This window comes from Legionella lansingensis (assembly GCF_900187355.1).
In the GTDB taxonomy this organism is placed as follows: domain Bacteria; phylum Pseudomonadota; class Gammaproteobacteria; order Legionellales; family Legionellaceae; genus Tatlockia; species Tatlockia lansingensis.
Map to the genome: position 1 here is coordinate 1,306,173 of NZ_LT906451.1, position 14,388 is coordinate 1,320,560.

The following is a 14,388-nucleotide window of genomic DNA, read 5'->3' on the forward strand; positions in this document are numbered from 1 at the left end:
GTTCAATCATTATCTTGCTGTTTTTGCTTAATTGCATGGTAGATTTCTTCGCGATGAACTTCGATAGAACGTGGAGCATTGACACCAAATTTGATGTTACCATGCTCTGGGGTTTTGAAGGCGACTATCTGAACAATGGTTCCATTAATATTAACAACCAATGGTTCTTCAAAAGGGACAGTCACAATATTCATAAAACAAAACCTCGTTAGTTTTTAATATGTTATATCGCATGGCCTGTTTAAAAGCAATGCTTAAGTGACTCTCCGCCCTCCAATGAAAGTTAAGTGATTTTGAATCCCGCGGCATCGACCGCGGGGTCCATCATGTCAGTCTGGATATGGATACCGCGGTCAAGCCGCGGTAATTCGAGAATAGAAAAAATCCTTAACTTAACGCCATTGCTCTCAGCTCTCAAGGGTTATTAGAGGCAGACTGGCGGTGAAGCATCAATAAGGTTTTTCCTCGAGTCCTATTTCATAGTGTATATCCGCTCTGGCAAGAGCATCCTTCACAACCCCTTCCATTAAATGTTGTGGCAAGCTGCTTTTAGATTGCTCTAAGTCTCTAATCCGTCTGTTTAGAGCGTTGAACTCATTTTCTCCATAAAACTGATTGGCAGGGAGCTTAGTCTTTTTGTCTTGGCAAGCGTTGATTTCTCGATCGACTTCTTTTAAACAATGTAAGTAATTTGCGGTCATGGAAATTTCCATGCGATTTATTACAAAATCGATATTCTCATCGAGATGGGTTAACAAATAAGAACAATTTTGAGCCAATTTATCAATTTCTTGTAGGTAATTTGCTTCCTCCCTAAGCATTAAATACTGCATTGCGCGACTACTGTTCTCTTCAATTAAAGCATAATACGCTTCCTGATTTGATAAACTCCCTTTCACATCAATAGTCATGCCGGAATCCTATGGTGTAGATAAATTTATGTTTAATTTTAGTCTCATTTTTTCAGATTGCAGGGAAAAATGGTTAAATATTAGCAAACATGCTACAAAATAATAATTTATTGTGCTTTTATAAAGCAGTGTAACATTTTATTGCGAGCGGGTTTGCTCATGAGTAGAAAATCAGTTAAGATTACGCGTTTTTTAACCTTGCCTTACTTTAACTTCATTAAAGAAGGCTATATCCATAAGGAGTCTATCAATGAGACATTATGAAGTAGTGTTTCTTGTTCATCCCGATCAAAGTGAGCAAGTGCCAGGAATGGTTGAGCGTTATGAAGGGATCATTACAAAGCAAGGCGGTAAGATTCACCGGAAAGAGGATTGGGGTCGCCGACAACTCGCTTATACGATCAAAGACGTACACAAAGCGCATTACATATTAATGAATATAGAATGTAACCAGGTTGCACTTGATGAACTCAAGAGCGCTTTCAAATTTAACGATGCGATCTTAAGAAATCTGATCATTAAGCGCAAACACGCGATTACTAGCCCATCCGTGTTGATGAAAAAAGAGAAAGATGAACGAGCAGCCTAAGGAGTAATTTTAATGACAACAGCTTATTTTCGCCGAAAAAAAATGCGCTTTAGCGAAGGCGCTAGTGAAATTGATTATAAAGATATCAATGCACTAAAAAATTACATCACTGAAACAGGTAAAATAGTCCCAAGCCGAATCACTGGTACTCCAACACGTCCGCAGCGTCAATTGGCACAAGCGATTAAGTGGGCGAGATTTTTGGGATTATTACCTTATTGCGACAGTCACCGATAAAGATATGGCACGTGTGGGCGAATTATTGCGTAAGCAGGGACATTTTCTTCTAGAAAATGAAACGTATGCATTTTTATACATCGCAATGTTAGCCTTAATTCCCTTTGCGTCTTGGTTGTCCGCAGCGATTATTGCGTTAATAACCTTACGTAAAGGGTGGGTTAGTGGCTTTAAAGGCGTTGTCGTGGGTATTGTATCTCTCTTGGTACCCTCACTCATGACATTACTTTCAACCGCAGGGATTTTTAATGCTCTGATGACTTTCCTGCCTTGTTTTGTGATGGCGTGTGTATTAAGGACAACGGCAAGTTGGCGAGTTACAGCAGGTCTTATGGTTTTGCTAAGCTTGCTGGGCATCGCTTTGATACATGGATTGATTCCGGAGTTAATTAGTGAACAATACCGCTTTATCATGGCTGTGCTTAAAGAATTAGAGCGCGAAGGCACGATATCTGGTTTGTTAAACAATCAGGAAGCTTTTAATCCAATCATTATTGCTAATTATGTGATAGGTATACAAGCGGTAAGTATTCTTTTGTCAGCGACTGCCTCGCTTATGTTGGCAAGGGGAGTCCAGGCAAGATTGTTCTATCCTGGGGGGTATCGGCAAGAAATGCTTACATTCCGAGCGAGTTCTTGGGGTGTATTGTTACTTCTAATTACTGCGATAGGGACATACTACGAAAGCCCTCTGGCCATAAGTAGCTTACCCATCCTGGTTGTATATTACCTGTGTGCAGGTATGAGTTTAGGCTTTAATATTTTGACGAAAGGAAAAGGGATCGGCACATTCTTTTTGTTGTTACTCCCTTTGGTGTTATTACCTTTCATCACGTTGCCCATTTACGTTATTTTAGGTGCATTAGATAGTTTGTTTAATTTTAGGTCACGCTTGCTTCTTAAAGCAGGTTGAACAGAATAGGGGTTTATAAGATGGAAGTCATTTTACTAGAAAAGATTAGAAATCTAGGAAATTTGGGTGATAAGGTGAATGTAAAGGCGGGTTACGGTCGTAACTACCTCATTCCACAAAATAAGGCTGTATTTGCTACTCCGGCAAATATTGAACGTTTTGAGCAGCGTCGTGCGGAACTTGAGAAAAAGGCACAGCAATCATTGGCGCAAGCTGAGCAGCGAGCCGCTAAGCTCAATGACACGACGATAATCATCTCTGCAATGGCAAGCGATGAAGGCAAACTTTATGGTTCAGTTGGTCCAAACGAAATCAAAGACGCCCTCAAAGCGAAGTCAACAGACGTCAGCAAACGAGAAATTGTAATGCCAGAAGGTCCAATCCATTCAGTTGGTGATTACGTCGTTGAAATCCATGTACATAGCGACGTGATTGCAAAATTACAAATCCAAGTCGTTCCAGCAAAATAATTTCTCTTCTAAGAGGTTTTAATATCGACATCTCTTCGGCTCCTTCGCATAAAGCATGGGGTCGATGATCTTCGTTGTATTCAAATTATACCAATGAAAAATCACTATTAATAATATTTAGTCACATTTCTTAATATTTGCTTAATAAAACGTTGGTATCCTTGCGTCTCTTAGTTTTAGTTTGTTGTTTGTAGTTGATTAGGGGATTAACAATGCGTCAAAAAACAGAAAATTCAGGTGAACAGTTTCCGAAAACACCTTATTCTTTCATGACACCTTATACTTTTGCTAATTTAGCCGTCAAAACCGGAACAATTTCTTTTTCAGTTTCTTTATTGACTCAGCCATTTAATTTTGTGCTAAATCGAATACAATCTGGTACACCATCGGCAGTTAGTGGCGGATTATTCCGTGGCATGTACCGCGGATTTCTTCCTTATGCTATTGCAGGCCAAAAACGTGGCGCTGTGGCTGTAACAGCTAAGCAAACTAACCGAGTACAAGAAGAGCTAGTGGAAGAAGAGGGCATTGATATGGTGCTGCTTCAGCGTCAACGTTTCATGAAGGCTGTGATGGGAACTGTTGCCTTTTCCCAGTTTGACCTGTTAGTTAGTAATGGATTAGGTGGAAAATCAAGGCTGGAAAATCTTGGCATTATTACCAAATCCAACTTCAAATGGTCCTTTACGAATTGGTGGAAATTAACCACAGTTAACTGGGGTTCTCGTTCTTCTGCAGGATTTGTCAATTTTGCAGCGATAGGCGTTGTAGGAGACTATTGTAGCTCATTGTATAAGTTTAATGATGAACTGTATAACAAGATGCTTGGTGGTGCGACTGCCGGTGTACTTGCGACCTTATTCACAACAATTCCTAACTCTTATGCTGACAGAAAGTTATTGGCATCAAAAGTGGAGAATGGTCGTTTGCTTACAGTCACACCGTACACCATGTTTAAGCAGATGAAATCTCATGTAAATACGATTGGTGTTTTTGAAGCTGTGAAGACTTTTATCAAATTTAATTATCTGAAAGAAGTCGCAGTAAGAAGTCCTCAGACAGCTTTAACATTCGGCATCATTTTCGGAATTGATCATATGATGGGAGATGAACCGCTAAGAAGAGTTTGGCCTGGACGAGGACGAGTTCAAGAAGTTAGCTCCGAAGAGCCAAGCAACACTACTCCAAAAAGCATGTAATTAAAATTCAACAAGGATGTTGTTTTTCCTATTATCATCACGTATCACGTATACACAACATTTATACCTTATTTTTATCTATTTTCTTCTTATTATATCTTGAATATCAATACAATTTGTATAATTATTTGTCATCAGTATGGGCAAACGGCTTGCATTTCCTAATGATTCATTTAAAATCATTGTTGAATAACCAGCAGGGTTATTAATTATTAATCAGGATGAAAGATATGAGATTATTATTTTGCAAGTCTCTTGCTGATGCTACAAAAACCGCTGTAACGGATGCTACTCGAGTTACAGTAGTAACAGGAATGGTAATAGGTGCTTATAGTGTGTATGATAGACTAGCGAATCGGCGTAATGGATTCTTTAGCGATAGCCAATCCCAATCTCCAGGTCCATCGGAAACTGTTGAAAATTTATCTAAAAGCGATATAAGTCATAAATTTTAGACTAGAAGCAGTTAGCAAGCCTATTTACTTCTAATAATTCTCTAGCCTTACGACCTCAAATGCAGGTTCTTCATAGGGGTGGTTTGCTCTTAGCGCCTGAACGACATGTTTAACATTAGCAGCGGAGCACACCATTTCCACTTTGTATTCTGGAACAAACGTCAGGGTCTCTACGTGACCAATCGTTGGATTGGCGCCTGTAAGTGGTTTGAATTGTCCTTGACCTAAACATTGCCAGCAACACTGTTCATAATCGCCCTGTCTTCCAGCTCCGGCATTAAATAAAGCTTGCTTTACTTGATCCAGATGTGATTCTGGGACATAAAAGGCTAACTTATATTGCTCTACTCTTTCCATTTGATGTTGCATCCTAAACTAGGCTTTTGTATTGTTGAGATGGGTTTGTTGGCTAAAAGATTATCTAAGGCGTCACGTATATCTTTTCCTGTGGCTGCAATGTCATTTCCTGGTCTTGAATCATCTAATTGCCCTCGATAGACCAAACTAAGATTAGAATCAAAAACAAAGAAATCAGGGGTACAGGCTGCCTGATAGGCGCGAGCTACTTCCTGTGTTTCATCATAGAGATAGGGGAAAGGATATTGCTGGGCAATAGCAGTCTCCTTCATTTTTTCTGGTGAATCATCAGGATAAGCATAAACATCATTGGAATTGATTGCCAAAAAACGAACCCCTTGTCTCATGTAATCATTAGAGAGTCGAGTTAATTCTTTATTGATGTGCTTTACATAAGGACAATGATTACAAATGAACATAATTACAGTGGCTCGGACATTTTGAGAATCCGTTAAACTGATTCTCAAACCACTCACTACATCCAACAAAGAAAATTGCTGTGCCTGAGTACCTAGGGGTATCATGTTAGAAGGGGTTTTAGCCATAAGTTCTTACCCTCATGTAAAAATTAATTTCAGAAGAGCTATAAAAGCAAACAGTGAATTCAGAATGGCCCATAACAGGGTCACCGGTTTTCCTCTATAGGCTGTATAAAAAGCATAAATAGCTATAAAAAGGCTGCCACTAAAAAAAACCCATTGATTTTCATAAGAAAAACCAACGGAGAGAACTGCAATCCCTGTAATACCAATAAGTAACAGAACATTATTCAATTGGCCGCTTAAAAAATAAAACGTAAGCAGTTGAACGCAAAGTAAAATGGGCAAGGCAATTTGTAGAGCAGTACCGATACCTAAGAGGATTGCACTATGTCCGGCCATCATAATCATTTCAAGCGCTATAAAATAGATCAATTTAAAATGAATGGATGTTAATAATAATAGTGCTGAACCAAGTACATAATACTTCTGAGCTGGTGTATGCGTAACTCCAACCAGTAGGATAAAAGAGCCTATTATTCCTGCTATTAGGAATAGTTCATCTTTCCTTATGTTTTTTTTTATGCTCACCGTAATAGATCAACTCCGACCGTTACCAAGATTCAAATTACTCACTTGCCCTGGCTATCATTCACCAGCGCAAATAAATCCCTTTCTTAATTGCCTCATTAATGACATCTTTCTGTGGTTTATTTGTTGATACCCAATAATTCCCCATATTGCTTAAAGCAAATTTAACGCGTGGATATTGGCAAACATCTAAAACGTCGCGGCAATCGATTGTCTTAACAGCTTCATTTTCTTTCACAAAACATTGAAAATGTAAATTTTCAATGTCAGAAGCGAAAGCAGCCCAATTCAATGGTTCTAACTTAGCAGTAAGGGATGGACTCATAAACACATCACGAGTTTCAATCCGTTGCAATTCAATAGGTTGGCTGCTGCGATTTTGAATTAAATAAAAAGATTGCTGACCATTGTCATTTACAATTAAGTGATTGTCGTTAAACCCAAAGCCACTAACTTCACAACCATGGGGAAATGGACTGGGGACGCTGGCTGCGGTGACTTTACCTATAATAGTGCTAACCATCAAAACTGGCATGATTATCTTACGAAATGACATGACAACCTCTTAAAAATGCAGAAGAGCGTATTTTAATGATAACTAGTATGTGTTGACAATTGGTTTTTGCGAAGCGAAAATTAAAGCAATTTGCGCAAATTGATTTAATTTGCAGCCGTGAAACCAATCGTTAACATACCCTAAGGTCTATTTACAACTTAGAATGATGAGTCATCGGCGAGTAGGTCCGATACATACTCAAACCTAAATAAGTAATCACATAACTTATCGACAGAAATAGCCAAACATAATCAATATGCGGATAGTTCCAAAGCACTAAGGCGGAGCTAAGTCCAAAAAGTAACGAGAAGCTATGCATTACTATTTTTAAAACTCGATATTTTGTTAAGTAATCCAGACGAGAAGGGTAGACATATTTAATAGGAATAAAAATTAATATGCATAAAATCGTTAAGATGAATGCGTTGGTATACATTGATGTGTCAAAAATAAACATATAGAAGACTGCAATGTTCCAATAGCAGGGGAATCCTTTAAAGAAATGATCCGGAGTTTTCGCGTCTATTTGGCAAAATTGATATGAAGAAGTAATGGTGATAGCCATGATGATGAACATCAGATAACTCGCGGGGAGCATGTCAGGTTTTACATAAAGAAAAAAACAAGGGGTGATGACGTAGTTTAAATAATCTACGATGTTATCCAGTAAGGTACCATCAACATTGGGTAGAACTGATTTTACGCGTACTAACCTAGCTAATGTGCCATCTACAGCATCAATGACAACAGTAATGGCCATTAGCCATAAAGCTTGGATGTAGTTGTGTTGATAAATTTTGACAAGAGTAAAAACGCCAAAACATGCTGCACTTGCAGTAAAGGCATGTACAGCCCAGGCAACCAAATAATGAGCGGGGTGGTAGCCTAGTTTTTTATTTGTCATTGCTTATCCTAACCTTATATGTGAATTGTCCTATCGCGCTGCTTTTTAGGGGTTATTTCACTCAGCAGAGTCAATACAACATAAAAATTAGCACGATATTAACAACAATCAAAAGAAGTGTGCAAGAAAGTCAGCATTGATTTCATTAATTTTATGAACCTAACCAACAAGGAGGCTTCGAGAGCTCAAAAAAAATGAAAGAATCTCTAGGGCGTGTTGACATTCATAGGCTACACTGAAGAAAAATACTGGGAGTAAAAGAAAATGACGATGATTCGTACTATCAATCCTGCCACGGAAGAAGTTCTAAAGGAATATTCAACACTAAGTGAAAAACAGTTATCCGCTTATATTGATGCTGCACATTTATGTTTCAAAGTATGGAGAAAAACCCCGTTTTCTCAACGTAAACAAGCCATGTTGCGATTAGCAAAGCTACTGAGAGATAAAAAAGACGATCTTGCTTTATTAATTGCAACAGAAATGGGAAAACCCATAACGGCTGGGAGAGCTGAAATTGAGAAGTGTGCATGGGTGTGCGAACACTATGCTGAAAATGCCGAAAGTTATTTGCAACCTCGTCTAGTTAAAACGGAAATGAAAAAGGCGATGGTTTGCTATCAACCCTTAGGTGTTATTTTTGCGATTATGCCTTGGAATTTCCCTTTTTGGCAGGTGTTCCGTTTTGCTGCTCCTTCGATCATGGCCGGAAATGTTGCCATTCTAAAGCATGCTCCTATTTCAACGGGTACAGGTAACAAGATTGCTGAGCTTTTTCTTGAGGCAGGTTTTCCAGAGCACTTATTCCAGCATTTTGTTTTAGATAATGATTTAGCCGCAAAAGTCATTGCCAATGATAAAATTGTGGCAGTGACCTTAACAGGAAGTGAAAAAGCAGGATCCATTGTTGCTTCCAACGCGGCTGCTCATTTAAAGAAAGCTGTTTTGGAATTGGGAGGCAGTGATCCTTACCTAGTGCTTCATGATGCTGATCTTGATCTTGCGGCAAAAGCCATTGTCACCTCACGTTTAAACAATGCTGGACAAGTTTGTATTGCAGCCAAACGCGTGATTGCTGTTGACTCCGTTTGTAATCAACTTACTGATAAAATTCAAAACCTAATGGCTAATTATCACCCGGGTGACCCCCTAGATGATACAACCAATATGGGGCCAATGGCACGTGATGATTTAAGAAAATCACTTCATGAGCAAGTGGAAAAAAGTGTAAAATGTGGAGCAAAATTGGTTGAAGGTGGAGTAATACCAAAACGTAAAGGGTTTTATTATCCACCAACGTTACTGACGGAAGTAAAAAAAGGAATGCCGGCGTTTGATGAGGAGCTCTTTGGCCCGGTCATTGCCATTACTAGAGTACAAGATGAAGTGGAAGCCATTCAATTGGCAAATGAAACTCAATATGGCTTAGGGGCAGCAGTGTTCACCCAGGATCTAGCACGAGGCGAACACATTGCTCAGCATGAAATTGAAGCCGGCTCTTGTTTTGTCAATGCTTATGTCGCCTCTGATCCGAGATTACCTTTTGGCGGGATCAAGCGCTCTGGATTCGGACGAGAGTTATCCAAAGAGGGTATTTTAGAGTTCGTGAACACTAAAACAGTGGCAGTCAATGACAGTACTAAACATTAAGGCTTTGTTAATATTTGTCCTGTAAGCCTACATACTGTGACTCCCTCGTGTAAATTTAAAGTTCAGTGGGAGTCTGTCATCAACTATTGATTAAATAAATGCAATACTGACGTGTAACTTGCCTTACAGAAGTATATAATGCGCGGCAATTTATTTTCATGCCTAAATGAGGTGAATGAATGTCTTATAAATTTGAAGAAGGTAAAGATTTAATTATCGAAGCTATCGTTGATAGATTGAAGCAAAAGATGGAAGGTGAACAAGCCTTATTTTGCGCTGAATTTGCTCGTCAATTTTATGGGACAGTGGCACTGGAAGACTTAAGGGAATGGGATATTGAGGACCTGTATGGCGCTGTTGTTAATTTTTGGTCGCTTATTCAACAACGTACTCCTGATGAAACAAAAATTCGTATTTATAATCCTGAATTCGAAAGACATGGTTGGCAAACAACACATACGGTTGTTGAAATTATCACGGAGGATATGCCGTTTCTTGTAGATTCTTTGCGCATGGTTATTAATCGCCTTGGATTGGTTTCATATCTCATTATGCATATGGGGGGATTGCGCTTACAAAGAGATAAAAATAATCAGGTAATTGGCATTTTGCCCCGTAAAACTGAACATGATAGAGATATTGAAGGTGTGTCAACCGAGGCTGCTATTTTTATCGAAATCGATAGACAAACGGATGCCTCTGTTCTTGAGGATTTGCATAGTAATTTTGAGCGCGTGTTGGAAGATAACCGTGTTGTATATAAGGATTGGCTACCCATGCGGGAAAAGGTACGTGAAGCGATCGAAGAGCTTGACCAAGTATCTTCCGTATTGGACCCAAATGAAGTAGCAGAGACAAAAGCATTTTTGATCTGGATAGAAGATCATCATTTCACCTTTCTTGGGGTGCGTGATTATGAATTATTAAAAAAGGGTCAAGAGACTATTCTACAGCCACTCCCTGAGACAGGTCTAGGCGTACTTCGTCAAAGCATGAGCAAATCAAGTGCCCGTAGTATTTCTGCGATGACTCCTGAGGCAAGAGAACTGACCTTATCTTCTCGCATCTTGGTGATGTCCAAAACAAATACTGAAGCAACAGTCCATCGACGGGCATATACCGACTATATTGGCATTAAACGGTTCAATAAAAAAGGTCAAGTTATCGGTGAACGTCGAATTATCGGTTTGTATACTTCTGCTGCCTATAACACTAATCCAAAGCACATTCCTTTTTTGCGTCACAAAGTCGCATTAATCATGAAAAACTCAAATTTAAACCCTCGCGGCCACGCCGGGAAAGTGCTATTGAATATTCTAGAAACATTACCTCGTGACGATTTAATTCAAGGTTCAGAAGATGAATTATTAGAAATTGCTATGGGGATTTTTTATATGCAGGAACGTCGCCGCATTCGTATGTTTGCTCGTGCAGACGTTTATCGCCGCTTTGTGTCCTGTCTTGTCTTTGTTCCGAAAGAGCGTTTCAATACTGAATTACGCCTGGCTATGGAAAGAATCCTCGCAGAAAGCTTCAATTCGCATGAAATAACGTTTTCTACCTGGTTTTCTGAGTCCGTTTTGGCGCGTATCCATTTTATTGTTCGCACAAATCCTCAAGATACGACACAATGGGATTTTAAAGAAATCGAACAAAGACTCATTGAAGTAGGTCGAACTTGGAGTGATGATTTACAGCATTTTCTCTTCGAGGCCTTTGGGGAAGAGCATGCTAACAGACTTTACGTGCGTTATAAGGGTGCTTTTCCAGTGGCTTATACATCGAATTTCTCTCCAAGAACAGCAGTCTATGACGTTAAACATATAGAAACCTTATCTCCAGACAATCCTCTGGTCATGAATTTTTATAAATTAATGGACGAAAAACCAGAGAATTTTCGTTTAAAAATTTATCAACATGATAGTACGATTCCTCTATCCGATGTCATTCCTATCGTTGAAAGACTTGGTATGAAAGCAATCAGTGAAAGGCCTTACGTCTTAAAATTTGATGATGGTAGGGAGACGTGGATCAATGATTTTGCTTTGCAATATACTCGAGGGACGCAATTTGAAATCGATGACATTAAAGATTTATTCCAAAATGCCTTTGCAAGCGTCTGGTTTGCGGAGGCGGAAAGTGATGGTTTCAACCAGTTAGTGCTTGCAGCCGGCCTGGATTGGCGCGAGGTGGCTGTTTTACGTACGTATGCTAAATATTTTAAGCAAATTGGTTTTACCTTTAGTCAAGAATACATTGAAGCAGCTTTGAATAATAACGCGCACATCGCCAAAAAATTAGTTGCTCTATTTGCGACACGATTTAATCCAGCTGTCAGTGGAGATAGAGCAGAAATTTGTGACAAAATTACTAACGAAATTTATACTGCTCTTGATGAAGTTGCCAATCTCGATGAAGATAAGATCATTCGTCAATATGTACAAATTATTCGCTCTACGTTGCGCACTAATTACTATCAGACTAACGACAAGGGCACATATAAAAACTATATTTCTGTCAAGTTAAATAGTCGAGAAATTCCAGGGGTACCTAAGCCTTATCCCATGTTTGAAATTTTTGTTTACTCACCGAAATTTGAAGGTGTGCATTTACGCGGAGGACGAGTTGCGCGTGGAGGTTTGCGTTGGTCAGATCGTAGAGAAGACTTTCGGACCGAAATATTGGGTCTCATGAAAGCTCAGCAAGTTAAAAATGCCATCATTGTCCCAACCGGTGCGAAGGGTGGTTTTGTTCCTAAACAACTCCCCATCAATGGCACACGAGAAGAAATTCTTGCGGAAGGTATTCGTTGCTATCAGTCTTTTATCCGTGGGTTACTCGACATTACCGACAATTATCATCAGGGTAAGGTTGTTAAGCCTGCAAACGTTGTTTGTTTTGATGACGACGATCCCTATTTGGTCGTCGCGGCTGATAAGGGAACAGCCACATTCTCAGATATTGCTAATGAAATTTCACTCGAATATGGCTTCTGGCTAGGAGATGCTTTTGCCTCTGGTGGCTCTGTAGGCTATGACCATAAAAAAATGGGTATTACTGCAAGAGGTGCCTGGGAATCAGTAAAGCGTCATTTTTATGAGATGGATCGTGATATCCAGATCAGTGATTTCACGGTGATAGGCATTGGAGACATGTCTGGTGACGTTTTTGGAAATGGCATGTTGCTATCTAGACACATCAAGTTACTTGGAGCCTTCAACCATATTCATATTTTTGTTGATCCAAATCCTGATCCCGAAATCAGTTTCGCAGAACGGGAACGTTTGTTTAGCTTACCTCGTTCGGGTTGGGCTGATTATGATAAAAAGTTAATCTCTAAAGGTGGTGGCGTATTTAATCGCAGTGCTAAATCGATCTCAGTGACTAAAGAGATGAAAGAGGTATTTGGTATTAAGCAAAATGCCATTGAGCCAAATGAATTAATTCGCGTCTTGCTTAGAGCTAAAGTTGATTTGCTTTGGAGCGCAGGTATTGGAACCTTTGTAAAAGCGCAAACGGAAAGTCATGCTGACGTAGGTGATCGAACCAATGATGTTATTCGCATCAATGCAAAACAACTCCATTGTAAAGTTGTAGGAGAAGGTGGCAATCTTGGTTTAACGCAATTGGCTCGTGTTGAATATGCACTCAATGGTGGGTTAATTTACACAGATTTTATTGATAATTCAGCTGGGGTCAATTGCTCGGATAAAGAAGTAAATATTAAAATTCTTCTTAATAGCATTGTGACATCTGGTGATTTAACCGAAAAGCAACGCAATGAATTATTAAGTGAAATGACGCAAGAAGTTGCGGCTTTGGTGTTGAAGGACAATTTTGCGCAGCCACGTGCCATTAGCTTAGCTGCAACAAAGGCGGCGGGAGCGGTGGAACTTCACAGTCGTTATATTACTGAGTTGGAGCGAAGCGGCAAGTTAGACAGAGAACTGGAATTCTTGCCAAATGAAAAAGTGCTAATGGAGCGTAAGCTCATTGGGAAAGGGTTAACTCGTCCCGGGATTGCTGTTTTGCTTTGCTATAGCAAAACGATTCTAAAAGAACAGATTTTGGCTTCTAATGTTCCTGAAGATCCTTTCCTTAAAGAGGTTCTTATCAGTTGTTTCCCTAAACCATTACAGGAACGCTTTAGTGAACAGATGCAGAGTCATCCTCTAAGGCGCGAAATTATTGCAACCAGATTGAGCAATTTGGTTGTCAATGAAATGGGTTTTACCTTCGTGTATCGTCTTCAGGATGAGACAGGAGCTCCTGTTTCTGCAATTGTCAGGGCCTATATGATTGCACGCAGTATTCTTAATCTTGAGTCTATTTATGATGAAATTGCTGCATTAGGTAACACTATTACTGCTGAAACACAGAATAGCTTGATGATGCTTTATTTACGCCTGCTAAGACGGGTAACTCGTTGGTTCTTGCGTAGTCAGCGCATGCGTTTGAATATCAGCAAGGCCGTTAAACATTTTGGACCTGGTGTGCAGGAATTTAAAAAAGCCCTGCCTGCTGCATTATCAGAAGGGAATCGCGCTCAGTACGATAGTCATTTCGCGCAATACATAGAGTTGGGAATACCTAAAGGCTTGGCCCATGAGTTAACGATTACTCGGCAATTGTTTTCTGCTCTAGATGTTATTGAAGTCAGTCACCAGACAGGCATAACGGTTGCTAAAGTGACAGAAGTCTATTTTGGTATTGGTGACTTCCTTGATTTAGGATGGATTCGCACGCAAGTCATTTCGCATCCGACTGAAAATCATTGGGAGTCTTTATCCAGAGAAGCCTTGCGTGATGACCTCGATTGGCAGCAAAGACAATTGACGGCTGGAATCATTAATCTTTCTGATAAAAAGAAAGATTTCATGAAATACTTTGCCACTTGGTCTGAAAATTATGCAAGTCTAATTGATAGATGGCGTCATGTGCTCGCTGATTTACGTTCAAGCACTACGTTAAATTACACGATGTTCTTTGTTGCCATACGAGAATTATTGGATCTAACGCAAACCACAGCACAGATGTCTACAAAGGAAGTGGCGTAGCTATTTTTCCCTCTCCCCCT

Annotated in this window: 15 protein-coding genes; 8 read left to right on the forward strand and 7 right to left on the reverse strand. The window is 39.6% G+C overall.

The window, feature by feature from the left end; genetic code table 11:
* Nucleotides 1-2 precede the first annotated feature (2 nt).
* Both CKV79_RS05905 and CKV79_RS05910 read right to left on the reverse strand, forming a co-directional pair.
* Complete coding sequence (locus tag CKV79_RS05905; RefSeq protein WP_028373694.1) at nt 3-194, reverse strand: carbon storage regulator; 192 nt, start codon at nt 192-194, stop codon at nt 3-5.
* Between the two features lie 255 nt (nt 195-449).
* Nucleotides 450-911, reverse strand: coding sequence for a hypothetical protein (locus tag CKV79_RS05910; RefSeq protein ID WP_028373695.1), 462 nt, complete (start codon nt 909-911; stop codon nt 450-452).
* 250 nt (nt 912-1,161) lie between these two features.
* Here CKV79_RS05910 and rpsF point away from each other — a divergent pair, with 250 nt between their 5' ends.
* From rpsF to CKV79_RS05940, 6 genes are all read left to right on the forward strand, one after another.
* Nucleotides 1,162-1,500, forward strand: coding sequence for a 30S ribosomal protein S6 (gene rpsF, locus CKV79_RS05915; protein WP_028373696.1), 339 nt, complete (start codon nt 1,162-1,164; stop codon nt 1,498-1,500).
* A 12-nt stretch (nt 1,501-1,512) separates the two neighbouring features.
* A complete protein-coding gene (rpsR, locus tag CKV79_RS05920; protein ID WP_028373697.1) occupies nt 1,513-1,737 on the forward strand; it encodes a 30S ribosomal protein S18 in 225 nt (74 codons plus the stop codon).
* A gap of 4 nt (nt 1,738-1,741) precedes the next feature.
* Nucleotides 1,742-2,650 carry a hypothetical protein gene (locus CKV79_RS05925; protein WP_028373698.1) on the forward strand — a complete coding sequence of 303 codons (909 nt, stop codon included), beginning with the start codon at nt 1,742-1,744 and terminating at the stop codon, nt 2,648-2,650.
* Between the two features lie 20 nt (nt 2,651-2,670).
* The gene (gene rplI / locus CKV79_RS05930; RefSeq protein WP_028373699.1) at nt 2,671-3,120 is read left to right on the forward strand and encodes a 50S ribosomal protein L9; all 450 of its coding nucleotides are present in this window, start codon (nt 2,671-2,673) and stop codon (nt 3,118-3,120) included.
* Nucleotides 3,121-3,332: 212 nt separating this feature from the next.
* Nucleotides 3,333-4,319 (forward strand): hypothetical protein, encoded by a 987-nt coding sequence (locus tag CKV79_RS05935; RefSeq protein WP_028373700.1) that lies wholly within the window; start codon nt 3,333-3,335, stop codon nt 4,317-4,319.
* A 230-nt stretch (nt 4,320-4,549) separates the two neighbouring features.
* Nucleotides 4,550-4,774, forward strand: coding sequence for a hypothetical protein (locus tag CKV79_RS05940; protein WP_028373701.1), 225 nt, complete (start codon nt 4,550-4,552; stop codon nt 4,772-4,774).
* Nucleotides 4,775-4,804: 30 nt separating this feature from the next.
* Here CKV79_RS05940 and CKV79_RS05945 read toward each other — a convergent pair whose 3' ends face one another.
* The 5 genes from CKV79_RS05945 to pcsA form a co-directional block, all read right to left on the reverse strand.
* On the reverse strand, nt 4,805-5,131 hold the full coding sequence (locus CKV79_RS05945; protein WP_028373702.1) for a Nif3-like dinuclear metal center hexameric protein: 327 nt from the start codon (nt 5,129-5,131) through the stop codon (nt 4,805-4,807).
* On the reverse strand, nt 5,119-5,676 hold the full coding sequence (locus CKV79_RS05950) for a thioredoxin family protein (protein WP_028373703.1): 558 nt from the start codon (nt 5,674-5,676) through the stop codon (nt 5,119-5,121). The genes CKV79_RS05945 and CKV79_RS05950 overlap by 13 nt, the downstream gene beginning before the upstream one ends.
* Nucleotides 5,677-5,688: 12 nt before the next feature.
* Complete coding sequence (locus CKV79_RS05955; protein ID WP_231950222.1) at nt 5,689-6,201, reverse strand: hypothetical protein; 513 nt, start codon at nt 6,199-6,201, stop codon at nt 5,689-5,691.
* A 61-nt stretch (nt 6,202-6,262) separates the two neighbouring features.
* Nucleotides 6,263-6,757 (reverse strand): hypothetical protein, encoded by a 495-nt coding sequence (locus CKV79_RS05960; protein ID WP_028373705.1) that lies wholly within the window; start codon nt 6,755-6,757, stop codon nt 6,263-6,265.
* A gap of 151 nt (nt 6,758-6,908) precedes the next feature.
* Nucleotides 6,909-7,661, reverse strand: coding sequence for a phosphatidylcholine synthase (gene pcsA, locus CKV79_RS05965; protein WP_028373706.1), 753 nt, complete (start codon nt 7,659-7,661; stop codon nt 6,909-6,911).
* 264 nt (nt 7,662-7,925) lie between these two features.
* On the opposite strand from pcsA, the gene CKV79_RS05970 reads away from it, so the two are divergent.
* Nucleotides 7,926-9,311 carry an NAD-dependent succinate-semialdehyde dehydrogenase gene (locus CKV79_RS05970; RefSeq protein ID WP_028373707.1) on the forward strand — a complete coding sequence of 462 codons (1,386 nt, stop codon included), beginning with the start codon at nt 7,926-7,928 and terminating at the stop codon, nt 9,309-9,311.
* A 179-nt stretch (nt 9,312-9,490) separates the two neighbouring features.
* Nucleotides 9,491-14,368, forward strand: coding sequence for an NAD-glutamate dehydrogenase (locus CKV79_RS05975; protein WP_028373708.1), 4,878 nt, complete (start codon nt 9,491-9,493; stop codon nt 14,366-14,368).
* Nucleotides 14,369-14,388: the final 20 nt, after the last annotated feature.